Genomic DNA, 24,951 nt, shown 5'->3' on the forward strand with positions numbered 1-24,951 from the left:
CGCCTCAGGCGGCGCGTCCCTGTCGTTCGATGTCCTGCACCAGCCGCCGGCCCGATTGCGCCAGCAGCTCCTTCTTGGCGTCCAGCCCTTCGACCAGCAGTCGTCCGTTCCGCTTCTTCCAGGCGCCACCGATCATGACGGACTCGATATTTGCGAGGCTCGTCTGCATCACGACGGTTGCGACGGGATCGTGCACCGGACAGAGATTCAGGTCGGAGGCGTTGATGATGACGAGGTCCGCGAGCTTGCCCGGCGTCAGCGAGCCGATCTGGTGTTCGCGGCCGAGCATGCGCGCGCCTTCCGTCGTGATCCAGCGCAGGGCCTCGCCGACGGGGATCGTGGTCGTTGCCGGAATGGCGCCGCTCGCCTTGCGCGACTCCGCGTTGTCGAGGGACCGCTGCATCGATAGCGCAATGCGGGCGGCGGAGAGGAGGTCGCCGGCCAGGATGGATTCCAGATCGATGCCGATCGTCGGGCGAACGCCGCGCTTCAGCAACCGCCCGGTGATCGGAAAGCCGTGGCCCTGGATCATCTCATTCTCCGGCGTCACCGAGAAGGACACGCCGAGACCGACGAGGCGGTCGAGGAGATCATCGGGCAGATCGTTGCCATGAACGATGTTGACGTCGGTGCCGACGAGGTCGGCCGCAATCAGCTGCTCCCAGCCGCCTGATGTCTTGGCCGGTCCGCCGCCCTGATGCATGGAGGCGATCAGCTTCAGCTCCCGCGCCATGCGGAAGTCGTGCTTGGCGACGTCGAGCGTCGAGTAATGCGGGCCGAGGATGGCGAGCCCCAGCGTGACGAGGCCGTCGCGATCGGCGAGGGGACCTGCGAGCAGCCGCTCGACCTCGCGGCGAGGGTGCGGCACCTCCGAGAAATGCGGCTCGCCCGGCTTCGGCTCGGGTTTTGGCGAGCCGTGGAAGAACGCGGCCCGGATGCCGCTCTGGATCAGCCCGCGCACGGCAGCGTCAGTATGTTCAGGGGTCGGATTGTTGTGGCACCAGTCGACCAGCGTGGTCGTGCCGCAATTGATCTGGTTCAGCGCGCCGACGAGGGTGGCGATATAGATGTCCTCGGGCCGGAACACGGTGGCAAGTCCGGCATGCATGCGGCGGAAATATTCCAGCAGCGTCCAGTTGGCGGCGTAGCCGCGCAAGCCCGTCTGCCAGGTGTGCATGTGTGCGTTGATCAGGCCCGGGATGACGATGCGCCCGGCGCCGTCAATGATCTCTGCATCACCGCTGCCGAGGTCGATCGACGGCCGCACCTCGGCGATGCGGCTGCCGTCGATCAGGACGTCACCGGTGCCGAGATCGCCGATCGTGTCATCCATGGTGATGACAACAGCGGATCTGATGAGCGTGCGCCGCATCGCCTCAAGCCGCCGCTTTGATCGCAGCCGGCGGCTCGCCGGCCCAGGCACGTGCGATCAGGTCACGGATGGCGTTTCGTTCGAGCGCACGCGGATTCCAGTAGGCGTTCGTCACCGCGAGATCTGCGGCTTTGTCGATGCCGCTCTCGGGCATGCCGACGTCGCGCAGCGCCAGCTTCGCGCCCAGCCGCTTGGCGAGATCATAGAGTCCCTGCGAGGCATCGGCCGCGCCGATCGCGCGCGAGATCCGCGCCATCGCGTCGGGCACCGCCGGTGCGTTGTAGGCCAGCGCATGCGGCAGCACGATGGTGTGTGTTTCGGCGTGCGGCAGGTCGAAGGTGCCGCCGAGCGTGTGGCAGAGCTTGTGATGCAGCGCCATGCCGACCGTGCCGAGGCAGACGCCGCAGAGCCACGCGCCATAGAGCGCTTCAGTGCGGGCCTCGCGATCGTCGCTTCTGGCGGCGATCGCGGGCAGGGCGCGGGCCAGCGCCCGGATGCCTTCTTCCGCCATCAGGGACGTCACGGGATTGGTGTCGCGCGCATACAGGGCCTCGACGGCGTGCGCGATGGCGTTGATGCCTGATGTTGCGGCCAGGTTCGCCGGCAGCGTCAGGGTCAGATCGACATCGTAGATCACGGTCTCGGGCAGGATCGCCGCATCGCGCACCGTGGTCTTCAGGCCATTCTCGGTCTGGCCGACGATCGGCGTCATCTCCGAGCCGGCATAGGTGGTGGGGATGCAAAGCTGATTGATTCCGGTGCGCAAGGCCAAAGCCTTGCCGAGGCCCGTGGTGGAGCCGCCGCCGAGCGAGACGACGCAGTCGGCCTCGCACGCCTTCATCGCTGCGAGCGCCCGCTCGGTGACGTCGACCGGCGTATGCATGGTGGCGCCGGAGAACAGTCCGGCATAGAGCGGGCCGAGCGCCGTCCCCAGGCTCTTGCCTTGTGCCTCCTGCTGCGGCGTCGTCAGCACCAGGGCGCGCGTGCCGCCCAGCCGCTCCACCTCGGCCTTGGCCGACGCAAGCGTTCCGCTGCCGAACACGACGCGGCAGGGCAGGTTTTCAAAAGTGAACGAACCGATCATGCGCCGGTCTCTTTGATGGGATAATCGACCTGGAAGCGTCCGATCCGCAAGTCACCCAGCGCCTCGCGCACGCGCAGATGTTCCGGGTGGTTGGCATAGGCGCTGAGCGCGGCCTGGTCGGTGAATTCGGAGAACAGGACCACGTCGCAGGCGTAGTCGACCGCGCTGACGTCCAGCCCGACTTCGATGTGGGTGAGGCCGTCGATCCGTCCCTTGAGGCCCTCGAACAGGGTCTTGACCTTGACCCGGGCGGCGGAACGCTCCTCTTGGGTCTCCCCGCGCAGCCGCCACATCACGATGTGCCTGATCGGGCCCGACATTTCCTGATTTCCTCGCCTGCCACTTGCTTTGTTGGTGCCATTTTGCCTTGCGGAAAGCGGAAATAAAGGCCAAAATTTGTAAGTCTCTTTTCCTGTTTCAGCAAAAATGGACCGGCTGCTCCAACTCGAAGTCTTCTCCAAGACCGCTGAACTCGGCAGCCTTTCCAAAGCCGCCGAGATCCTGCGGATGTCGAACGCGGCCGCGAGCCGACACCTCAGCGCGCTGGAGGAGCGGCTTGCGGTGCGGCTGATCGAGCGCAACACGCGGCGGCAATGGCTGACCGAAGCCGGGCAGGAACTGCTGCAGCGTTGCAGCACGCTCTTGAACGAACTCGCCGAAGCCGAGGACGCCGTCTCCGACCGCGCGCTGTCGCCGAAGGGCATGCTGCGCGTGACGAGCTCACTGTCCTTCGCAATGATCTATCTCGCGCCGATGCTGCCGGCTTTTCGCGCGCTCTATCCGGATCTCAGCGTGCAGATCATCAGTGCCAACCGCTATCTGGACTTCATCGAAGCCGGTATCGACGTCGCGATCCGCACGCGGGAGCACGAACCGGATTCCAACATCATCGTCCGTCGCATCGGCCAGATGCATCGTGTGCTCGCGGCAGCTCCCGCCTACATCGAGAAGCACGGCCGGCCGGAGCATCCCACGGATCTCGCCCGCCACAACATGCTGATCTACAATCTCGCCAACGATCCCTATTCGCTGCGGCTGAGCAAGGGCAGCACGACGCAGACCGTGCGGATCGCGCCGACGCTCGACAGCAATGACGGCCAGATCATCTGTGGTGCGGCGCGCGCAGGGCTCGGCATCCTGATCCAGCCGCTTTATATCGTGCAGGCCGACATCGCCGCCGGCCGGCTGGTACCGGTCCTGATGGGCTGGGAACTGCCGCTGCTCACCATGAACATCGCCTATCAAAACCGCGTCAGGCTGCCCGCCAAGATCAGGGTCTTTTCCGACTTCCTGGTCAGCCACATCCGCGAGCATTCGCAGCCGGGGATCTGGATCGACGCGGCGAAGTGAGCGGAGAGCATCCATGTATCTCGGCATCGATCTCGGCACCTCCGCAGTCAAGACCGTTCTCGTCGATGATGCCCAGCGCGTGATTGCAAGCGAGAGCCGGCCGCTGACGACTGCCTCGCCGCAAGCCGGATATTATGAGCAGGATCCCGCGCAGTGGATCGATGCGACCATCGCCACGCTGGATGCCCTGAAGGCGACGCATCCCGACGCGCTGTCGGCTGTCAAAGGCATTGGGCTGTCCGGCCAGATGCACGGCGCCACGCTGCTCGATGCGAGCTCGAGACCCTTGCGGCCCTGCATCCTCTGGAACGACGGACGCGCAGCCGCCGAATGCCGTGTCCTGGAGCAACGCTGGCGCGCCTTGCGTGCGACAACAGGCAACAAGGCCATGCCGGGATTCACCGCGCCAAAACTGCTTTGGATCGCGACGCATGAGCCCGAGATCTTCGCGGCGACGAAGCTCGTTCTGTTGCCAAAAGCCTATTTGCGCCTGGTGCTATCGGGCGAGGCCATCGAGGACGTCTCGGATGCGTCGGGATCCCTTTGGCTCGACGCCGCGCGCCGGGACTGGTCGGACGCAGCACTGGCCGCGACCGGCCTGTCGCGCGATCACATGGCGCGTCTGGTCGAGGGATGCGCGGCCGCAACGACCTTGCGCGGCGAGTTGGCGCGGCGTTGGGGCATGACCGGGCAGCCGATCATTGCGGGCGGCGCGGGGGACAATCCGGCAGGTGCCGTCGGCATCGGCGCGATCCGGCCGGGAACCGCCTTCGTATCGCTGGGAACGTCGGGTGCCTTGCTCGCACCGACCGACCGGATTGCCGCAAACCCCGATCGCATCGTCCACACGTTCTGCCATGCCGTTCCCGGCATGTGGATTCAGGCTGGCGCGATCCTCTCGGCCGCCTCCTGTTTGGCCTGGGCCGCGCGCTTGTTCGGCGTCACCGAGGCCGAGCTGCTGGCGCCGCTCGGATCGCGCCCGCAGGCGCCATCGCCGGTGAGCTTCCTGCCTTATCTCGCGGGTGAGCGGACGCCGCACGACGATCCCGTCGTGCGCGGCATGCTCGATGGTTTGAGCCATGGCACAGATCGCGCAGCGATCGTGCAGGCGGTGCTCGAAGGCGTTGCTTTCGCGCTTGCCGACTGCCGGGACGCGCTCGCGAGTGCCGGCATTGCGATTGCGGAAGCCGATGTCATTGGCGGGGGATCGCGATCCCCGTTCTGGCTCTCGGTGCTGGCGAATGTGCTGAATGTTCCAATCCATCGCTTTGCCGGAGGTGAGACCGGCGCGGCGTTCGGTGCGGCGAGATTGGGGCGGCTTGCTGTCACCGGTGAGGCAATCGATGTCGTATGCACACGGCCGCAGCGCATCGAGACGTTCGAACCTGACGCCGGGCTGACGGAAGCTTATGCCGGGCGGCTTCCCGCGTGGCGCGAACTGTATCGGCCGCGCCACTAGCATCGCCTCGACGTTGCATTGTCGTGTGTTCGGTATTGCTCTGGCCTTCGGCCTTTTGTTTAATGCGTGAACCGCGCTGACAAAAAGATCGAGACGCGGGTGGGAAACGCATTGTGCGCCGGGAGGCACGATGAACGATCCGATCCTCGAGATGCGCGGGGTCTCCAAGACCTTCTTCGGCATCAAGGCACTGCGCGCCGTCGATCTCACCGTCTATGCCGGCGAAGTGCATGCCTTGATGGGCGAGAACGGCGCCGGCAAGTCGACGCTGATGAAGATTCTGTCCGGCGCCTACAGGCCCGATCCCGGCGGCGAGATCCGCATCGAAGGACACTTGGTGCGGATCGAAGGCCCGCTCGGCGGCCGCAACGCAGGCATCTCCATCATCTATCAGGAGCTGTCGCTCGCCCCCAATCTCAGTGTCGCCGAGAACATTTATCTGGGACGCGAGATCTCGCGTTCGGGAATGCTGGCGCGCGGTGTCATGCGCGAGAGCGTCGGTCCCATCCTGAAGCGGCTGGGCGCTGACTTCCTGCCATCGACGCTGGTGGCGCATCTGTCGATGGGCCAGCGGCAACTGGTCGAGATCGCGCGTGCGCTGCACGCGAGATCGAAGATCCTGATCATGGACGAGCCGACCACCGCGTTGTCGGCGGGCGAGAGCGCGCGGCTGTTCGCGCTGATCCGCCAGCTTCGCTCCGAGGGACTCGCCATCATCTACATCTCGCATCGCATGGACGAGGTCTACGCGCTCGGCGACCGTGTCACCGTGCTGCGCGACGGCCGGCTGGTCGGCTCGCTCGACAAGCCCGAGATCCGCGCCGACACCATCGTGCGTCTGATGGTCGGGCGCGAGGTCTCATCGTTCTACAAGAAGGACCACGATCCGGAGGCGGGGCGGGGACATCCCGTGCTCGCGGCGATCGACATGGCCGATGGCCACCGCGTCAAGGGTTGCTCGCTCACCGTGCATGCGGGCGAGGTGGTCGGTCTTGCCGGTCTGATCGGCGCCGGCCGCACCGAGCTTGCGCATCTCATCATCGGCGCGTTGCCCAAGATCTCCGGCCGGCTCGAGCTGGAGGGACGGCCGGTCGAGATCCGCAGCCCCGGCGAGGCGCTCGAGTCCGGGATCGCCTATCTGACCGAGGACCGCAAGGCGCTCGGCCTGTTCCTGGACATGTCATGTCTTGATAACATCAACCTCGCCGTGCTCGCGCGCGATGCGAAGCTCGGCTGGTTCCTGGATCGCGACAAGGCGCGCGAGCGCGCCGACAGGGCCTTCGCGGGGCTCAGCATCCGCGCCGCCAGTGTCAGCGTGCCCGCAGGCGGGCTCTCCGGCGGCAATCAGCAGAAGCTGCTGCTGTCGCGGCTTCTCGCCATCGCGCCAAAAGTGTTGATCCTCGACGAGCCGACGCGTGGCGTCGATGTCGGCGCCAAATCGGAGATCTATTCGATCATCGACAATCTGGCCAAGGCCGGCACCGCGATCCTCGTCATCTCGTCCGATCTGCCTGAGATCATCGGCATCTGCGACCGGGTCGTCGTCATGCGTTCCGGGCGCATCGCCGGCGAGGTGACGCGCGGCCCTCATTCGCCGCTGACACAAGAGGACATCATGGCGCTTGCCACGGGGATGGAGCATCTCGATGCCTGACAATGGTGCTTCGCAGGCCCAGCCCGCCCCGACCGAGGCGGCCAACGGCGCTGCCGCCGAGACAAAGCGCCAGCGCGTGAGGATGCTGATCAGCGCACTCGGCATGCTGCCGGTGCTGCTGATTCTCTGCATCGGCTTCCATTTCCTGTCCGAAGGGCGCTTCTTCACCGGACAGAATCTCGGCATCGTATTGCAGCAGGCCGCGGTGAACACCGTGCTCGCCGCCGGAATGACCTTCGTCATCCTCACCGGCGGCATCGACCTGTCGGTCGGCTCGATTCTGGCCGCCTCCGCGATGGCGGGTTTGACGCTCTCAAAGGTGCCGGAGCTCGGAATGCTGTGGCTGCCGGCGGCACTGCTCACCGGCCTCGTCTTCGGCATCGTCAACGGCGCGCTGATTGCGCTGCTCCGCCTGCCGCCTTTCATCGTCACGCTCGGCTCCCTCACCGCCGTGCGCGGCCTGGCGCGACTGCTCGGGGCCGACACCACCGTGTTCAATCCCTCCATTCCCTATGCCTTCATCGGCAACGGCTCGCTCACGCTCATCCCCGGCGTCGCGTCGATCCCGTGGCTCTCGGTGATCGCCTTGCTCGTCATCCTCCTCTCGTGGCTGGTGTTGCGCCGGACCGTACTCGGCGTGCATATCTATGCGGTGGGCGGCAATGAAAGCGCGGCGCGGCTTGCCGGCATCAAGGTCTGGGCCGTGCTTATCTTCGTCTACGGCATCTCCGGGCTCTTCGCCGGGCTCGGCGGTGCGATGCAGGCGGCACGGCTCTATGCGGCCAACGGCCTGCAGCTCGGCCAGTCCTACGAGCTCGACGCAATCACCGCCGTGATCCTGGGCGGCACCTCCTTCGTCGGCGGCATCGGCTCGATCTGGGGCACGCTGGTCGGTGCGCTGATCATCGCCGTGCTGTCGAATGGCCTGATCCTCGTCGGCGTCTCTGACATCTGGCAATATGTGATCAAGGGCCTGGTCATCATCGGCGCCGTGGCGCTCGATCGCTACCGGCTGCAAGGCTCCGCCAGAACGTGAAAGGCTCCGCCAGAACGTGAGGTTCGGCGCGCGTGATACGGGATTCGGCTACGGCAACTGGTCTGCCGTGCCGGGGATGAAGACAGACCAGGGAGGAAGTCCATGTTGAAGACAATCATGCTCGCCGGCGCCGCGACGGCGCTAGTCTTAAGCACCGCGCCGTCCTTCGCCAAGGAGCTCAAGTCGATCGGCGTCTCGCTGGGGTCGATGGGCAACCCGTTCTTCGTCGCGCTGTCGAAGGGCGCGGAGTTCGAGGCCAAGAAGACCAATCCCAATGTGAAGATCACGACGGTCGGCTTCGAATACGATCTCGGCAAGCAGGTGACCCAGATCGACAATTTCATCGCCGCCGGTGTCGACCTGATCCTGTTGAACCCCGGCGATCCCAAGGCGATCGGGCCGGCGATCAAGAAGGCGCAGGCGGCGGGCATCGTCGTCGTCGCAGTCGATACCGCGGCCGAAGGCGCCGATGCCACGGTGACCACGAACAACGTGCAGGCCGGCGAGATCTCGTGCCAGTACATCGTCGACAAGCTGGGCGGCAAGGGCGACGTCATCATCGAGAACGGGCCGCAGGTCTCCGCCGTGATCGATCGTGTCGTCGGCTGCAAGAACGTGTTCTCGAAGAATCCCGGCATCAAGGTGTTGTCCAACGACCAGGACGGCAAAGGCTCGCGCGAGGGCGGCCTCACCGTCGCGCAGGGCTATCTGACCCGCTTTCCCAAGATCGACGCCATCTTCGCCATCAACGATCCGCAGGCGATCGGCACCGACCTTGCGGCGCGCCAGCAGAACCGCAGCGGCATCATCATCACGGCGGTCGACGGCGCCCCCGATATCGAAGCCGCGCTGAAAGATCCGCAATCGCCGCAGATCCAGGCCTCGGCTTCGCAGGACCCGTTCTTCATGGCGCGGCGGGCCGTGCAGGTCGGTGTCGGCATTCTCAACGGCCAGAAGCCGGCCTCGACCGTCGAGCTGCTGCCGTCCAAGCTCGTGACCAGGGACAACGTCGCCCAGTACAAGGGCTGGACCTCGGATCGCTCCCAGTAGGCGCTGTCCGTGCCGGGAGCGCTCGAGTCATGAATGCCGGGCGGCCGTCTTGATCCACGCCGCCCGGCGCCGACATCCGTGCCGATTGCCCCTCCGAGCGCGCCAGGCCGCGCTTGTGTTAGCTTCGTGCAACCTCGATCGATCGAATCGGAAGCAGATCTCGTGAAAGCCAAGACAGCCGGCACCGCATCCGGCACGGCGTGGCGGCATGCCAATATCGGTCGCCTGCTCAACAACGCCGTGCGGCGCTTCGAGAGCCGCGTGCTCGAACTGATGAGCGAGCGCGGTCACGACGAGACGCGCATTGCGCATGTCAGCCTGACCCGCAATCTGGACGTCGAGGGGACGAGGCTCACGGAACTCGCCCGCCGCGCCTCGATGAGCAAGCAGGCGATGGGCGAGCTGGTCGATCAATGCGCAGAGCTCGGCCTCGTCGATCGTATTGCGGACCCGACCGACCGGCGCGCGCGCATCGTCATGTTCACGCCGGCCGGTCACAAATGGCTCAATGCGTTCCGCGATGCCGTCGATATCGCCGAGGGGGAGATGCGTGCGGAGCTCGGCAAGGCCACGATGGAGGCCATCCTGAAGGGGCTGGCGCTCTATGGCGCGAAGTTCGACACGCTCGACGATGCCAATTAGTCAGGTTGCTTGACGATATCGTCAAGCGTCCTTACCATGCAGAATGCAGGTAGGGAGAAGCGTCTTGGAAACAGGTCTCACAGCCTCTGTGCTCATCGCGGGCGGGGGGCCCTGCGGGCTGATGCTGGCCAATGAGCTCGGCCGGCGCGGTGTGTCCGCGATCCTGATCGACGACAAGCCGGGCACCGCGTTCAATCCGCAAGCCAATGCGACGCAGGCGCGCTCGATGGAGCACTACCGGCGGCTGGGTTTTGCCGACGAGATCAGGCGCGAAGGTCTGCCCCCCGACTATCCGACCGATGTTGCGTACTTCACCCGCTATGCCGGCTATGAACTCGCGCGCTTCGCGTTGCCCTCTTCGGCGCGCGCGAGCGAACTCGTCAGGGGCATGTCGGGTTCCTGGAGCGCGGCGGAGTTGCCGCACCGGGTCTCGCAGAAATATGTCGAGGCGGTGCTGCGCCGCCATGCCGAACGGCTTCCCGGCATCGAGCTCAACTATGGCCACCGGCTGATCAATTACGCCGAAACCGGTGACGGCATCGTGGGCGAAGTCGAATGCCTCGATGACGGCAGCCGTTTTCAGGTTCGCGCGGACTTCCTCGTCGGCGCCGACGGGCCGCGCTCGATGGTGCGCCAATCCCTCGGGATCGCCTATGGCGGCCAGACCGGAACGCATCGCGATTTCATGGGTGGCCGCATGCTGGCGGTCTATCTCCGCTCGCCGGACTTCTACGCGAGCATCCCGCACGCCAGGGCGTGGATGTACAATTGTTTCAACGGTGATCGCCGCGCGTTCATGGCATCGGTGAACGGACGCGACGAATTCGCGTTTCACACGCAGCTTCGGCCGGGCGAGGACGAGCGTGCAATAACGATCAACGAGGCGAAGGCTGCGTTCCAGCGAGCCTGCGGTGCGCCGATCGACTGTGAGGTGCTGTCCTTCCTGACCTGGACCGCCGGTCACGCGCTGGTCGCGGACGGCATGCAACGGGGCAGGGTCTTTCTCGGTGGCGACGCGGCGCATCTGTTCACGCCGACCGGCGGGCTCGGCTACAACACCGCGATCGAGGATGCGGTCAATCTCGGCTGGAAGCTCGCAAGCGTCGTCAGGGGGCTGAGCCCGGCAGCGCTGCTCGACAGCTACGAAATCGAGCGGCGTCCGGTGGCGCTCCGCAACACCGACTACGCCCGGCGCTTTGCCGATTCCCTCGGCCTGTTCGCGCCGGCGCCCGACATCGAGGACGCCACGGACGCAGGCAACGAGGCGCGGCGGACGGCAGGCATTTACCTCGAGCAGCACGCCCGTGCGGAGTTCAACATCCCCGGTGTGACCTTCGGCGGCCGCTACGACGGCTCGCCGATCATCGTCTCCGATGGCAGCCGGCCGCCGCCCGATGCCGCGAACGTTTACGTTCCCAGCGCCTGTCCCGGCGGCCGCGCGCCGCATGTGTGGCTGGACGACGGCGTGTCCTTGTATGACGTGTTCGGGTTCGAATGGACGCTGCTCCAGTTCGGCGAGGCTGCGTCGGCTCACGCGGGCGTCGCTGGCGCAGCTCACGCGCTCGGGGTGGATTTGAAGCTCGTCGCGCTGCCGGCGGCCTTGCGCGATCTCTACGATGCCGATCTCGCCTTGATACGTCCCGACCAGATCGTGGCCTGGCGCGGTGCCGCGTCGCAGGCGGGAGCAATCGGCCAAGTCCTCGCCCGCGCGCTCGGACGCAATGCGAACAACAGCGCGGCTGTACTTTGTACCTCGCCGGCGGCTTCAGCCGGCCGTGAATGAACTGGTGCGTGGAGATTGAATGGCCGATGGAAGTCTGCTCGCGAAGGGGCGGGTCTTGGGCTGGACACGCGATCCGTCGATCACCTCGAGCCGGCCGTAGCGATTCAGTGTGTGGAGCTTCCTGCCGGGCCATGGCGGTCCGGGTCTCAAGGAATGGCGCACGATCTGCTTGAAGGCGGTCGGCGACAGTTCGACCACTTCCGCCAGCGCGAGCGCTGCGCCGTATCCGTCGGTGCAGTTCTGGATCGGGCGCCACAATTTGTCATTGAGCGTGACGAAATTCCCGGCCGGCCTCGTGCTTGCGCGGTCGATCAGGACCGGATTGCTGGCATGCGGCAACCAGGGGCCCAACAGGCGATCGGCATAATAGATCGCCAGCGAATCCGAATAGCCGCCTGTTCCGTCGCGCCATGCTCCGAACAGATAGTGCAGGCCGTTGTGCTGTGTGATCGTGACGTCAGCCAGCTCGAGGCCGGACAGGAGCGTCGCGTGTCGCTCCCATCTGTCCGGGAACCGGACGCATTTGTAAAGGGCGACGTCCCCGTTGGTCGAACTCTCCGGGATCATCCACAACGCGCCACCGTCCTCGATCAGAAACGGATAGGAGAGGTGCCAGGGCTCCTCCAGCACCGGCAAGGCTTCTCCCACCGGGCCTGCGTCGTTGAACTCGATCGCCGAGATGATGCCTTTTCCGACACGGTGATCGAGGTCCTCGAAGAAGACGAATGTCCGCCCCTGCCACGTGATGGGGAAAGGATCGGCGTAGAAGTGGTTGCCCGGATCTCCCAGAACGTTCCAGCTCGGACCCGATAGATCTCCGGTCTGCCAGACGCCCGCGCCGTCATTGAAACGCCATCCGACATGCCAATGCGGGGCATAGCAGCAGAGGCGATAGATCTCCTTGGCGATCGAGACGGCGAGGCCGCGCGCGACGAAGCCCAGGGGGCCGCGGTGCGAGCCGTTTCCAGCGCGGCGTGCCAGTTGCGGCACGATGCGCGGCCGTCCCGACAGGATCGCCGCCACCATGGTCAGGGTTCGCGCCATGACGGTTTCGAGTGCGCCGCTGAGGCCTGCGGCAATTTCTCCGGATGGCTGGCCGCGATCGAGGACTGAACCGTCTAGCTCGTTGACGATGTCGATCACCGGCAGATCGCCGGCCAGAATGGCGGCGAGCGCGGCGTTTTCGCCTGCAACCCCGTTGAACAGCGGACGGAGATAAAGCTGGGCGGAGCAGTTCGGATCGCGCGCGCCGCCTGTGAAATCGACGATCACGTCGGCCGTCTGGTTGCGAACCTGGGTCCGTTCCGGAACGATGTTCAGCCTGTTGGCGCCGCTGTGCTTGCCCTTGTGCAGCACCATGCGTTCGAGCTCGAACAGGATTTCGAGACCTGCGGGCCGTGGCTCGGCCGCTGCCACCCACGCGATCTGAACCGGAACGTCACGGCCGTCGATCGACAGCGTCTCGCGGCCCATCCAGCGCCGTGCATGCTCACGTTCACAGCGAAACTCGATGATCATGTCGAGCCCATCTACTCCAACCTATCAGGTCAAGTAACCTGGCTGAGAATTCGAACGTATTCCTCCACCATGGCATCTACCGAATAGCGCAACCTGAGGCCTTTGGCATTTTGTCGCAGTTCATCGCTCAGATGCTGGTCCGTCAGCAGCCTGGAGACGGCTGCCGCGAGCTTGGCATGATCGGAGGCGTCGACGAAGAGTGCAGTCGGTCTTCCTTCGTAGGACAACACTTCGCGCAGGACGGGAAGATCCGTCACGACGGAGGGAACGCCGGCGTTTGCAGCCTCGACTGCGGCCAGGCCGAAGGTTTCCGCCTGGGTCGGGAATACAAACACGTCGAGGCAGGCCAGAAAATCCGCCATTCGGCTGGGGGGAATTTCCCCGAGAAAATGCAGCCTGTCCGATACCTTCAATTCGTTCGCCAGCAGCCTCAGCCGGGCCTCGTCGGCACCCTGGCCAGCGAGAGCGAGGTGCCATGACGGTTGATCCGGCAGCAGACGTATCGCCATGTCGAGCCGCTTGTGCGGATGCAGCCGTGCCGCGCAGCCGAGCAGGACGCGATCCGGCGGCAGATTGAATTTCTCTCGTGCAGTCTCCTTCGACAGGGTGAGGGCCTTGTCGTCGAAGCCGTGCGGCACATGCACCATGCGCGACCGGTAGGCCGCGGGGTAACGCGAATATTCGCGCTCCATGTCATGCGAATTGAGCGTGATGCGGTCGAAGAAGCCGACACTGCCCATGACGATGTCGGCGGTGCGGACCGGTCGGCTCATCGCCAACGCGGATGAAACCTGATTGGCGATGACAGGCGCGCGGCTGACGAGGCGCGTCACGCCGGCGCCGATGACGTTGCCGAAATGCTGGAACGTCAGGACGGCGTCGGGTCTGATGGTGCTGATATGACGGCCGAGCGTCCACAGCATGCGCAGCAGCGCCACCGGATTGCCGGGCCGGCTCGGGGCGCAATAGAGCGTATCCGGCGGCTCGTCGAAGGACTCCGATTTGCGGAAGAAGAACAGATTGGTGACGCGATAGCCGCGCGCGGTCAGCCCGGCGCCGAGCAACCTGGAGATCTCCTGCGCACCGGCGTTCTCGGCCTGGGTTTGCGCGAGAAGTACGTGCAGCTTTGGTCCGCCGCCGTCCGGCTGCGCGGGTGCCGTTGCGGTCGTCTCGCCCAATTCCTTGTTCGGCTGATAGTGGAGCACGGATCCCGACCTGCTAGAGAAACGAAATCTTCACCGTACCTATCATGCACCCATGGCGCGGACACCGACTAGCAGCAAACGGAGTTAATGCGAGGCTCGACGATCGACGTCATTCGTGCGTCATTTCGCTGGTTCCCCCATGGCGCGCGGGAAGCGCGTTAACCAATCGGTTCTGCGCACCGCCACGGCGCGATCGATGACTGCGCTTGATGCCTAGTCACGCGTGTCGGCGCCGCCGACCGCATAATTGCCGCGTTTCATGGCGCTGAAGCGCAACAGCACGAGGATCGAAGGATCCACCCCCGTGCGCCGGCGGCAGAGGACGTTCAGGGCAATGGTGGCGAGCGCCAGCGACACTGTGGCCGAAACCGCCGCGCCGAGCACGCCGAGCCAGGGAATGAGGATGAGAAATCCCGCGAAGCGCAGCGCGACGTTGGCGGCAACGACGGGAACATAGATTCGTTCATGGCCGGTCAGCTGCAGGATCGCAGCGGCCGGGCCGCCCGCGGCCTGGATGGCCGTTCCGATCGCAAGCACGATCAATACCGAATGCTGCTCGGTGAAATGGGGCCCGAACAGGTTGAGGAGATAGGGGCCGCCGATCCAGACCGTGGCGAGCCCGGCGGCCACGCAAAGCGCGGTCACTTCCGCCATCAGCCGCAGGGTTCGCTCGAACTCCCGATGGTTCTTGCTGAAATAGAGCGAGGGGAGCCGGCGTGCGCCGAACGTGTACAGCGCCGCGGACACCATCGCGAAGATGTTGGCGAGGCGCGAGGCGGCAAAGTAGATTCCGGCAGTTGCCGGATCCAGCAGCCAGTAGACCAGGATGACGTCGAAATACTGGTTTGCGACCTCCAGGATGGATGCGAGCCAGAAGTGAAGGGCGCTCGACCGCCAGCGCGACGTTTCGGAACGCGCCGCCGTGCCGCGCAGATTCGGCAGCACGCGGGCGACCGATATGATCTGCGCAGTCAGGCTGACCGACATGGCAATGGCCATCACCGCGAACAGCTCGGCGGGATCAAGTTGCCGGTGCGCGAGCAGCACGGCAAGCAGAAACAGGACGACGATGACCCGCCAGAAGAACTCGCGATTTCCTTCGCCCATGAGGATGCTGACCAGCGAGCGTGCGACCTGGCTGCCGAGCATCACTCCGGCATTCACGGCGGTGTAGGCCGACACCGCAAGGATGAGCAGCCACCAGTCGCCCCTCATGTTCGCCACGATGGCGATCCCGGCGATCACGATCAGCATGGCGACCGAGGCAATCTTGAAGCTCGACAGCAGGACACCTTTGGTGAGGTCCGGCCTGTCGCCGACCTGATACTCGTTCAGGAAGCGCACCAGCAGCGATTCCTGGCCGACCAGTCCCACGACGGCGGCGATCTGGGCAACCGAAAGCCAGGTCGCGAAGATGCCGAAGCCATCTGGCGACATCGTCCGTGCCGCCAGCGAAAACAACGCAAACGCCAGCACGCCGCTGCCAACCTTGAGGAGGATGGTGCCGACGACACCACGCGTGACGTCACGCCGCAGGAACTGGAGGATGGATCCGATCATGGAGGTTTAAGGAGCTGCTCTCTCCTGAAGAGACATGTTCCGATATCGGCGACAACCTAGCATGCCGAAAAATCGCGAGTGTTAATGGGCACCGAGCAGGATCTTGCCGACCGCGACGACATCGCGGTCGTTCCGGCTGCTTCACTGTGGAACATCGTCGTCCTCATTGTCTCAAATCAAGCAAGGTCTGGCCCGGATCGAATGACGGCGTAGCGCCGCATCGAGGGCCGAGACAGGCGAGATCAGCCGTTTGAATGCGGGTTGGCTCGCCGGGACCGGCCGTCGAGCTGCAAGGAACGGGACTCTGCGGGGAATCCCGAGCAAGAGGCGTGCCGGCCATCGCCGGGACGTTCGGCTCTCCGCTCCGTTAACCTCGATATCGAGAAGTGATCGCGTTTGGAGCTGCAATGCGACATCAGGCCGGAGAATTGCACGTGCGACTTTGGTTGACCGTGGGAGCCTGGATCATGACGGCGGACAGAACTGTGACCGAGCCGATCGCTGCAGACATCGCGATCGTCGGCGGCGGCCTTGCGGGATCGCTTGCGGCGGCCGTGCTGGCGCGGGCAGGGCATCGCATCGCCCTGATCGACAAGCGGGCGGTCTATCCGGACGAGTTCCGCGTCGAAAAGATCGGCGGCCCCCAGTTGGCGATGCTCCGCAAGCTGGGCTTCCTCAATGCGCTGGAGACTATCGCTTGTCGATATGATCGGGTGCTCAATATCCGGGAAGGCAAGGTTGTGGATGTCAGCGTCGGCCAGGCCTATGGATTTCCCTATGCCGACCTCGTTGCCATGGCGCGCAGCCAGCTACCGGATCCATCCGGCCTGATCGTCGACGAGGTCATCGCGATCAGCAGCAGCGACGACGTCCAGCATCTCGAACTGGCCTCCGGACGGCGCGTGACCGCGCGCCTTGTCGTTCTGGCCACGGGCATGGCGGGAGCGCTCGGCTACAAACTCGGGATCAGGCGGCGCGTGCTGGCCGAGCGCCATTCGGTTTCGTTCGGCTTCACGATTGCCCGGCAGGACGGTAGCCCGTTCGATTTCGAGGCGCTGACCTGTTATGGCGAGCGCACGGCTGACGGCATCGACTATCTCAGCCTGTTTCCCGTCCGCGCCGGCATGCGGGCCAATCTCTTCATGTTCCGCGACCCGACCGATCCGATCATGCGCGAGCTGCGCCGCGAACCGGAAGCGACATTGTTGCGCCTGCTGCCGGGATTGCGGCCCTATCTCGGCGATTTCCGCGTCATCGACCGGGTCCAGAACTGGGTGATGGATCTGACCGTCGTCGAGGGACATCTCCAACCCGGAATCGTGCTCATCGGCGATGCATACCAGACCAATTGTCCCGCCGCCGGCACGGGCGTCGCGCGCCTGCTGGTGGACGTCGATCGTCTTTGCACCGAACATGCGCCGCGATGGCTCATGACGCCAGGCATGGGCCGGGAGAAGATTGCGCAGTTCTATTCCGATCGCGACAAGATCGCGGCGGACCAGCAGTCCCTGAAGATGGCGCGCTTTCGTGAGGCCCTGACGTCCCGCAACGATATCGGCTGGGATGTCCGGCGGCGGCTGCACTTCCTGCGGCGCAGCCTCGCACATCGCGTCGATCAGATGCATCCGGGCTGGCTTGGACGTGTTCGCGGCGCGCTGCGCGCCTGACGTCTGCGTCGCTTCGCCTGCCGTCCGTCAGCGCGTGGGCGTCGGGGTGCGGGCAGGCAGCAGCCTCAGATCCGACAGCCGCTTGGCCGCCAGCTTGAGCCAGGGAGCCTGCTTCAGCGCGAAAAGGGCGGCGGCGCCTACGGTGCTGCCGGCTTTCGTGACGGCCCACATTGGCGAAGGCTGTCCGCCGAACAATTTCTTGTATGGCTCGTCACCGATGGTGAAATCGAGCATCTGGTCCCCGCGCTCGATACAATCCCGCGCCACCTGCTCGAACATCAGCGCGCCCAAGGACTGGCTCTTGTACCCGGCAATGTCGAAGGCGCTCATGATGACGAGGAAGCTGTCCCGGTGGCACAGTCCGAGCACCGCGGCGATCACTTCGCCGTCCATCGTCATGGCGTAGAGACGCACAAAGGCGCCGAGACCGCGAAGGGCCACGTCGGAATAGAAGCCGAAATATTCGGGACGCTGGAGCAGATCGCCGTCGCCTTGCGCCTGAAAGCGTGGGCCGCGAAACTTCTTCATCACCTCCAGCGCCTCGAGCACGGAGGGGCTGTCGTTGCAGCATGAGAAGCTCAGCACGCCCTTCTTCTGGAGCTGACGATATTTCTTTGCGAGCTCCTTCTGATAGGAGCGATCGATCGTACTCGTCCGCCATTGCTCGAACGGAGCGACGAGAACCGTCGCGTAGGCGTTGGTGTCCATCGTTGCGCGGCGCGGTGCAGCCAGCAGGTTCTCGATCGGAAGCCGCCCGTCGGGCAGCTTGGTCATTCGGAGCAGATCGAACGGACGAACGAGGCGCCGTATCTCCGCGCATGCAGCCGCGTCGTCGAGCAGTTGCGAAAACAATTCCGGGCTGCAGACCGGCGCCAGATAGTCGGAGACGCGCAGGTCGGCGAACTCGACGGTTCGGATCGGACCGCGCCGGATCCGGAGCAGCGGAAGCACCATCGCAAGCGCTCTCGTCGCACGGTGGCGGACCACGACGACCAGAGGTGCCGCGCCCGCTTCCGGCGCGAGCCTGGCGTAGAGGCAGTGCAGCCAGATCGGATGCTGGAACGCGGTGGCTGTCGAGCGATCAAACAGCTCGGCATAGTGCGGAGACAGAAAGTCGAACGACTGCTCGATGACGATGTCGAAATTGTTGCTAAGCTTGTTCATGCGCAATCAGGGAAACCGGGCAATTCGCGACGATCGATCGAGCCGTCACTCTGCTTTATAGCAGGGTCGTTACGGGCTAGACACCGCCGGTGTACGATTTGCATTCATGCGTTCAATCACGTTCGTATCATTACCAGAGTCTTAATCCCGCAGTCGCTCGTCCCCGTTTTCCGGTCGCCACAATCGTGTGTGATGACCAAGCCGGTCCCTCGGCGCTGGTCGCCTGACACGGCCGTGTAGCGGCCGCCGGACGCCGGACTCACAACCTCGGCATGCCCCGTCATTCTGTGCGCGACCGCAAGGCATCCTTGGAATCCTTCCAGACGTGTTTTCCACTGCTGTCATCGATGATCGAGACATTCTAAATCGCAGCACACGCATTTTCGTTGCCGTCACCATGGCGCGTTTCTAGAGAGGGCCATTGATGAGGGGCTTTCCTGATGCGACGGATGGGTGGAGTTGAGACGGTAGCCCGCTTTGGTGCGGCGCTGCTGGGTGGAGTTGCGTTTCTCGCGTGGTTCGAATCGCCTGCGCGATCCCAGACGCCGCAAGGCGGCAATTCCATTCCGCCCGTGACTGTCGATGCTCCGGCTCAACAATCAGCCCGCCGTGCGCCGACCAAGCGAAACGATGTCCGGGCCCGATCGAATTCGCGGCGGGCCCCGGCGCGTGGCGCCCCGCAAACCGAAACAGCCGCAGCGCGACCGCAATCGGGGGTCGCTCCCGCCTTTGCAGGCGGCGAGGTCGCGCGAGGCGCGCGGCTGGGACTGCTCGGCAATACCGACACCATGAAGTCACCGTTCAACGTGACGAGCTACACCGACAAGTTCATTCGGGATCGGCAGGCGGCCACGGGTGCCGACGCGCTGATTCTCGATCCGTCCGTGCGAAGCTCCCACCCGACGGGTGGTATCGTGGATTCCTTCAACATTCGTGGATTCCCGATCAACGAAGGCAACAATGGTGAGTTCGCCTTCGAAGGCCTCTACGGAATCGCGCCGACCTATCGCATCTTCACGGACTACGTCGAGCGCCTCGAAGTGCTCAAGGGTCCCTCGGCCGCGCTCTCCGGCATGGCTCCCAATGGCGGCGTCGGCGGCGTCATCAACGTCGTGCCGAAGCGTGCGGAAGAAGATCTGACCCGCTTGACCGCAAGTTACGGCTCGGTCGCACGCTTCGGCGGTCACTGGGATGTCGCGAGGCGTTACGGCAGCGGCAAGGAATGGGGCGTACGGGCCACCGGAAGCCTCCGCGGCGGCGACACGCCGATCGATCGCCAATCCGAAACGACGGGCGTCGGATCGCTGGCCCTCGACTATCAAGGCGAGCGGTTCAGGTCCTGGCTCTATCTCATCGCGCAAACCGACCGGTTCGATGCTCCGTCGCGTCCGTTTCTGATGGCTCCCGGCCTGCAGGTGCCGAAGGCGCCGGACGGCAAGTTGAACGTGACCCAGCCCTGGGAATGGTCGAACATCACCGACAAATCGGCGTTGCTGCGGACCGAGTACGATCTCAGCGACCAGGTCACGCTGTTTGCGGACGTCGGCGGCTCCAAGACCAATGTCGAGCGCTTTTTCGGCCTTCCGACCATCGTCAACGCGAACGGCAACACGACCTCGACGCCTCAGTACTTCGGACTGAGCATTGATCGAACCACCTATGACGGCGGCGTCCGCGCCCGCTTCGATACCGGCTTCGTGCATCATGCCGTCGCCTTCCAGGCCTCGGTCTACCATGACGCACTGCATCGGCGGCTGACCAACGGCAGTCTGGTCGGGTCGAACATCTACAATCCGACCGTCGCGCCAACCCAGTTTGCCAACGAGATCAGCGACCGGCCCCGACTTTCGGACAGTCAGCTCACGGGGCTTTCGATTGCCGACACCATGTCCGTGCTCGACGAGCGCATCCTGTTGACCCTGGGCGTCCGACGCCAGGGCATCGAGGCGAACAACTATGCCTCCAATGTCGGGACGCCGACGACGTCCTATGACAAGACCGCCGTCACCCCGGTGGTCGGCCTCGTCGTCCGGCCCCTCGACCATGTCTCCTTGTACGCGAACTATGTCGAGGGTCTCGCCAAGGGCGACGTGGCTCCACAGACCGCCACCAATTTCGGTGAAGTGCTGCAGCCCTACGTCGCCAAGCAGTACGAGGCCGGCATCAAGGTGGAGTTCGGCCGGATCGCAACCACCTTCAGCGCCTTCGAGATATCGAAGGCGAGCGGCGAGCTGTCCGCCGGGCGCTTCGCGGCGACCGCAGAGCAACGGGTCCGCGGCCTCGAGGTCAACATCTACGGCGAGCTCATGCCGGATGTTCGTCTCCTCGGAGGTCTTTCGTTCCTGGATGGCACCCTGACGAAGACCGCCGTCGCGACCAATGTTGGCAATACGCCGATCGGCGTTCCGACCATTCAGGCCAATATCGGGGCGGAATGGGACCTGCCATGGATGAGAGATCTCACCTTGAACGGCGCCGTCATCTACACCGGCCGGCAGTTCGTCGACAGCGCGAACAAGCAGCCGATCCCGGATTGGACGCGGCTCGATCTCGGCGCGCGTTACACCACGGCGATCAACGGCAAGAAGACGGTTTTCCGCGCAAACATCCAGAATGTGACCGGTGAGAGTTACTGGTCGAGCGTGGCGTCGTTCGGAACGTTCTTCCTGGGAGCACCGCGCACCTATCTGCTGTCGATGACGGTGGACATGTAGTCGCTGCGCCTGCGTGAAACGCAGTCCAGCATTCCGCTCCGGCGCGGCGACGCCCCGGACTAGGAAAGTCTCCATTGGATCAATGAGTTGAATTCCGTTTCGGTGTGCTTTTCGGGCCGTTAGGCTCGAAACTGGCGCGGCTCCTTGCTCTTGCCAGTATGAGGGTTCTTGATAAACCTCATACTGCCGGATCGGGTGGATGGAGCAAGCGGTGAGACGGACTTTAAGGGCGATCGAACCCGGAACGCTGTTGCTGTTCGGGGGGCTCATCGCCGCCAACATCGCCGCATGGGCCTGGGCCTTCGCGCTGTTTGGCGACCGGCCGACGGTGCTGGCGACTGCGCTGCTGGCCTGGGTGTTCGGTCTGCGCCACGCCGTCGACGCCGACCACATCGCCGCGATAGACAACGTCGTGCGCAAGTTGATGCAGAGCGGCGGCGCGCCGCACAGCGTCGGCCTCCATTTCGCGCTCGGCCATTCCACCGTCGTTGTGGTCGCGACCATATTGCTTGCGCTCGGCGTGGTGAGCCTTGGCGGCGACAGCCTGCTCGAGGAGATCGGCGGCTTCATCGGCACATCGGTGTCGGCACTGTTCCTGCTGGTGATCGCGGCCATCAATCTCGTCATCTTCGTCAGCCTGTGGCGGACGTTTCGGGCGGCGCGGGAGCAGGGCGTCCACGACGCCGAGGGTCTCGAGAGGCTGCTCGCCAATCGTGGCTTCTTCGCGCGGCTGTTTGGTCCGCTCTTCCGCCTGGTCACAAAGCCATGGCACATGTATCCGCTCGGCTTCCTGTTTGGTCTCGGCTTCGACACGGCGACCGAGATCGGCCTGCTCAGCATCTCCGCGACCGAAGCCGCGCGCGGCGCTTCGGTCGCGGATGTCCTGGTTTTCCCTGCGCTGTTCGCGTCCGGCATGGCGCTGGTCGACACTGCCGACTCCGCGCTGATGGTGAGTGCCTATCGATGGGCATTCGTCGATCCCCTGCGAAAGCTCTGGTACAACCTCACGATCACCGGCGCCTCCGTGGCAGTCGCGCTGTTGATCGGCGGTATCGAGGCGCTCGGGTTGGCCGCCGACCGGTTCGGCCTCTCCGGGGGCGTGTGGGCGCTGGTCGAAGGTCTCAACGAGTCGCTCGCCAATGTCGGCTTCGCCGTGATCGCACTGTTCGCAATCGCCTGGCTTGTCTCGGTCGTGCTCTATCGTCGCGTCTTTGCGGGCGGACGGCACCGGGCCGCGACCAAAGCTCTGGGATGCGCCGATGCGACCGAAGCGGCGTGAGCCCGGTCGTGGCGGAGCCGCGCTGACGGCTCTGTCGGCCCTGGTGCTGCTCGCCGATGACGGTCGTGTGTTCGCGCAGAGCAGTGACGCCTTGCGCGAGCTGCCGCCAATCCAGATTGGCGGTGCTGAGATGGCGACGCGCAGAAAGCCGGTCGCGTCGCGACGCTCCGGCAAGCCGACCCCCGCCGGAGACCGCGTCCTTGTGTATCCTGCGGCGGCGCAAGTCTCGGACGGGAGCAGCGTCGCCTCGGGTGCAAGGAGCCGGCCCGGCATGGCCAGCGAGATCACCATCTCCGGCGAAGAGCTCAATGCACGCCCATTCACGCGGCCGGGCGAAGCGCTCGAGGCGGTGCCGGGCCTGATCGTGACGCAGCATTCCGGCGAGGGCAAAGCCAACCAGTACTTCCTGCGCGGCTATAATCTCGACCATGGCACCGACCTTGCCATCACCGTCGACGGCGTCCCCGTCAACATGCGCACCCATGCGCACGGCCAGGGCTATGCCGATCTCAACTGGCTGATCCCGGAAACCATCGCCGCGGTGGATGTGCGCAAGGGTCCGTACTTCGCCGAGGAAGGCGATTTCGCCTCGGTCGGAAGCGTCCATGTCGGCCTGATCGACCGCACCAAGGGACTGGCGCAGGTCAGCGTGGGTAGCTTCGGCTACCGGCGTCTCCTCGGCATGGACTCCGCGAAGATGAGTGACGGCGCGCTGCTCGTGGCCGGCGAGATCGGCACCTACAACGGCCCGTGGGACCATCCGGACAATGTCCGCAAGCTCAACGGTCTGGTTCGCTACAGCCAGGGCACCGCGACCGACGGCGTCTCCATCACCGGCATGGCCTACACGAACGCATGGAATTCGACCGACCAGGTGCCGCAGCGCGCGATCGCGGCAGGCTTTCTCAGCCGCTTCGGCTCGGAAGATCCGAGCGACGGCGGCAACACCAACCGCTTTGCACTCTCGGGCCGCGTTGCGCAGAGCGACGATGCGGGGTCGTGGAAGGCCAACGCCTATGTCGTGAAGAGCCAGCTCGATCTCTTCAATAACTTCACCTACTACCTCAGCGATCCCGTGTTTGGTGACCAGTTCCACCAGCATGACGACCGTCTGATGGCCGGCGCCAACATCTCGCGCACGCTGAACGGCTCGCTGGCCGGCTTGCCGATGCAGACCACCTTCGGTCTGCAGTCGCGCTATGACGCGATCGATCTTGCCCTCACCAACACGTTCCGGCGCGATTTTCTCTCCAACGTCCGCAGCGACAAGGTCGGCGAGGGCAGTGTCGGCCTCTTCGCCGAGAACACGGTGCGATGGACCGACTGGCTTAGAACGACGGTCGGCTGGCGCGGCGACTATTATGCGGCGGACGTGACCTCCCGGTTCAACGCCAACAATTCCGGCCGCGCCGACGCCGCGCTCGGCAGCCCGAAATTCAGGATGGTGCTGGGGCCGTTCCATCAGACCGAGTTCTTCCTCGGCGCGGGCTACGGCATGCACTCCAACGATGCCCGCGGTGCGACCACGACGGAAGACCCGAGCGATCCCGCGACCAGGCTGACGCCGTCGCCGCTCCTGGTTCGTACCAAGGGGGCGGAGGTCGGCGTGCGCAGCAGGATCGTTCCCGGCCTCGACAGCTCGCTCAGTCTCTTCATCCTCGACCAGGATTCCGAGATCCTGTTCGCCGGCGATGCCGGCGACACCTCGGCCACCCGCGCCAGCCGCCGCTACGGCTTCGAATGGACCAACCATTACCGGCCGCTGTCATGGATCGACATCGACGCCGATCTCGCCATGACCCATGCGCGTTTCCGCGGCTACAACAGCGAGCAGGCGGAGATCTATGCCTCGCTCGCCGGCTATCCGGAGGCGCAAATAGGCAACGCGCCCGGCAACTACATTCCGAATGCGCCGGCGATGGTGGCGTCGGCCGGCGTGACGCTGGGCGAGAAGACGGGCTGGTTCGGAACGTTGCGCTGGCGCTATCTGGCGTCGAGCCCACTGACGGAGGACAACGCGTTCCGCTCCTCCGCGACCAGCATCTTCAACGGCCGCCTCGGCTATCGCATCGACAATGGCTGGCGCCTTCAGCTCGACGTGCTCAATCTTTTCAACACGAGGGCGAACCAGATCACCTATGCCTATGGGTCGCTGCTCAGGACCGACACGCTCTACAACCTCTGCACATCGGGCACCGCGCCAGCGGCAGTCTGTCAGAATGGCGTGATGGACTACGTGCTGCACCCCGTGGAGCCCATGACGTTCCGGCTCACGATCGCCGGAGCGTTCTAGGTTTGCCGGGCTGACGCGCGATCGCGCCTGTGTCGGCCTCTGTCAATCCAGTGTCGCAAAAATATTCCACTTTACCGAAATTCGGTTTCGGCGTATGTGTCGTGTATCCCGGCTCACTCAA

At 64.7% G+C, this 24,951-nt stretch carries 19 protein-coding genes; 12 read left to right on the forward strand and 7 right to left on the reverse strand.

From position 1 onward, the window contains the following. Window positions 1-4: 4 nt before the first annotated feature. From ACFDR6_RS22610 to ACFDR6_RS22620, 3 genes are read right to left on the reverse strand one after another with little or no spacing between them, the layout of a single operon-like run. On the reverse strand, window positions 5-1,372 hold the full coding sequence (locus tag ACFDR6_RS22610; protein WP_375859542.1) for an amidohydrolase family protein: 1,368 nt from the start codon (window positions 1,370-1,372) through the stop codon (window positions 5-7). 4 nt (window positions 1,373-1,376) lie between these two features. Beyond that, window positions 1,377-2,456: a maleylacetate reductase gene (locus ACFDR6_RS22615; protein WP_375859543.1), complete on the reverse strand. Its 1,080-nt coding sequence runs from the start codon at window positions 2,454-2,456 to the stop codon at window positions 1,377-1,379. Continuing rightward, window positions 2,453-2,776 (reverse strand): Dabb family protein, encoded by a 324-nt coding sequence (locus ACFDR6_RS22620; protein ID WP_212092478.1) that lies wholly within the window; start codon window positions 2,774-2,776, stop codon window positions 2,453-2,455. The genes ACFDR6_RS22615 and ACFDR6_RS22620 overlap by 4 nt, the downstream gene beginning before the upstream one ends. 106 nt (window positions 2,777-2,882) lie before the next feature. Between ACFDR6_RS22620 and ACFDR6_RS22625 the strand changes: the two genes are divergently transcribed. The 7 genes from ACFDR6_RS22625 (at window position 2,883) to ACFDR6_RS22655 (ending at window position 11,430) form a co-directional block, all read left to right on the forward strand. After that, window positions 2,883-3,806, forward strand: a complete 924-nt coding sequence (locus ACFDR6_RS22625; RefSeq protein ID WP_212092479.1) for a LysR family transcriptional regulator — start codon at window positions 2,883-2,885, stop codon at window positions 3,804-3,806. A gap of 13 nt (window positions 3,807-3,819) precedes the next feature. Beyond that, the gene (gene xylB / locus ACFDR6_RS22630; RefSeq protein ID WP_375859544.1) at window positions 3,820-5,265 is read left to right on the forward strand and encodes a xylulokinase; all 1,446 of its coding nucleotides are present in this window, start codon (window positions 3,820-3,822) and stop codon (window positions 5,263-5,265) included. Between the two features lie 130 nt (window positions 5,266-5,395). Continuing rightward, entirely contained in the window at window positions 5,396-6,919 is a 1,524-nt protein-coding gene (locus tag ACFDR6_RS22635) for a sugar ABC transporter ATP-binding protein (RefSeq protein ID WP_375859545.1), read from the forward strand. Continuing rightward, the gene (locus tag ACFDR6_RS22640; protein ID WP_375859546.1) at window positions 6,912-7,955 is read left to right on the forward strand and encodes an ABC transporter permease subunit; all 1,044 of its coding nucleotides are present in this window, start codon (window positions 6,912-6,914) and stop codon (window positions 7,953-7,955) included. Before ACFDR6_RS22635 ends, ACFDR6_RS22640 begins: the two co-directional genes overlap by 8 nt. 102 nt (window positions 7,956-8,057) lie before the next feature. Continuing rightward, window positions 8,058-9,005, forward strand: a complete 948-nt coding sequence (locus ACFDR6_RS22645; protein WP_212092483.1) for an ABC transporter substrate-binding protein — start codon at window positions 8,058-8,060, stop codon at window positions 9,003-9,005. A gap of 162 nt (window positions 9,006-9,167) precedes the next feature. Further along, window positions 9,168-9,647: a MarR family winged helix-turn-helix transcriptional regulator gene (locus tag ACFDR6_RS22650; protein WP_375859547.1), complete on the forward strand. Its 480-nt coding sequence runs from the start codon at window positions 9,168-9,170 to the stop codon at window positions 9,645-9,647. Window positions 9,648-9,690: 43 nt separating this feature from the next. After that, window positions 9,691-11,430 carry an FAD-dependent oxidoreductase gene (locus tag ACFDR6_RS22655; RefSeq protein WP_375859548.1) on the forward strand — a complete coding sequence of 580 codons (1,740 nt, stop codon included), beginning with the start codon at window positions 9,691-9,693 and terminating at the stop codon, window positions 11,428-11,430. Here ACFDR6_RS22655 and ACFDR6_RS22660 read toward each other — a convergent pair. The 3 genes from ACFDR6_RS22660 to ACFDR6_RS22670 all read right to left on the reverse strand — a co-directional run bounded on the left by ACFDR6_RS22660 (window position 11,413) and on the right by ACFDR6_RS22670 (window position 15,713). Continuing rightward, entirely contained in the window at window positions 11,413-12,948 is a 1,536-nt protein-coding gene (locus tag ACFDR6_RS22660) for a glucosamine inositolphosphorylceramide transferase family protein (RefSeq protein WP_375859549.1), read from the reverse strand. The two genes, ACFDR6_RS22655 and ACFDR6_RS22660, sit on opposite strands and share 18 nt — an antisense overlap. Window positions 12,949-12,977: 29 nt before the next feature. Beyond that, window positions 12,978-14,153 (reverse strand): glycosyltransferase family 4 protein, encoded by a 1,176-nt coding sequence (locus ACFDR6_RS22665; RefSeq protein ID WP_375859550.1) that lies wholly within the window; start codon window positions 14,151-14,153, stop codon window positions 12,978-12,980. Between the two features lie 213 nt (window positions 14,154-14,366). Then, a complete protein-coding gene (locus ACFDR6_RS22670) occupies window positions 14,367-15,713 on the reverse strand; it encodes a lipopolysaccharide biosynthesis protein (protein WP_375859551.1) in 1,347 nt (448 codons plus the stop codon). An 84-nt stretch (window positions 15,714-15,797) separates the two neighbouring features. Between ACFDR6_RS22670 and ACFDR6_RS22675 the strand changes: the two genes are divergently transcribed. Beyond that, window positions 15,798-15,926, forward strand: coding sequence for a hypothetical protein (locus ACFDR6_RS22675; RefSeq protein ID WP_375859552.1), 129 nt, complete (start codon window positions 15,798-15,800; stop codon window positions 15,924-15,926). 254 nt (window positions 15,927-16,180) lie between these two features. Next, window positions 16,181-17,380, forward strand: coding sequence for an FAD-dependent oxidoreductase (locus tag ACFDR6_RS22680; RefSeq protein WP_375859553.1), 1,200 nt, complete (start codon window positions 16,181-16,183; stop codon window positions 17,378-17,380). 27 nt (window positions 17,381-17,407) lie between these two features. Here ACFDR6_RS22680 and ACFDR6_RS22685 read toward each other — a convergent pair whose 3' ends face one another. Beyond that, on the reverse strand, window positions 17,408-18,544 hold the full coding sequence (locus ACFDR6_RS22685) for a GNAT family N-acetyltransferase (RefSeq protein ID WP_375859554.1): 1,137 nt from the start codon (window positions 18,542-18,544) through the stop codon (window positions 17,408-17,410). A 440-nt stretch (window positions 18,545-18,984) separates the two neighbouring features. Between ACFDR6_RS22685 and ACFDR6_RS22690 the strand changes: the two genes are divergently transcribed. The 3 genes from ACFDR6_RS22690 (at window position 18,985) to ACFDR6_RS22700 (ending at window position 24,830) form a co-directional block, all read left to right on the forward strand. Further along, window positions 18,985-21,258 carry a TonB-dependent receptor gene (locus ACFDR6_RS22690; protein ID WP_375859555.1) on the forward strand — a complete coding sequence of 758 codons (2,274 nt, stop codon included), beginning with the start codon at window positions 18,985-18,987 and terminating at the stop codon, window positions 21,256-21,258. A 199-nt stretch (window positions 21,259-21,457) separates the two neighbouring features. Then, window positions 21,458-22,537, forward strand: coding sequence for a HoxN/HupN/NixA family nickel/cobalt transporter (locus tag ACFDR6_RS22695; protein ID WP_375859556.1), 1,080 nt, complete (start codon window positions 21,458-21,460; stop codon window positions 22,535-22,537). Then, window positions 22,518-24,830 (forward strand): TonB-dependent receptor, encoded by a 2,313-nt coding sequence (locus tag ACFDR6_RS22700; RefSeq protein ID WP_317240185.1) that lies wholly within the window; start codon window positions 22,518-22,520, stop codon window positions 24,828-24,830. The genes ACFDR6_RS22695 and ACFDR6_RS22700 overlap by 20 nt, the downstream gene beginning before the upstream one ends. The last annotated feature ends 121 nt before the right edge of the window (window positions 24,831-24,951 follow it).

The organism is Bradyrhizobium tunisiense (assembly GCF_042263385.1).
GTDB classification, from domain to species: Bacteria; Pseudomonadota; Alphaproteobacteria; order Rhizobiales; family Xanthobacteraceae; genus Bradyrhizobium; species Bradyrhizobium tunisiense.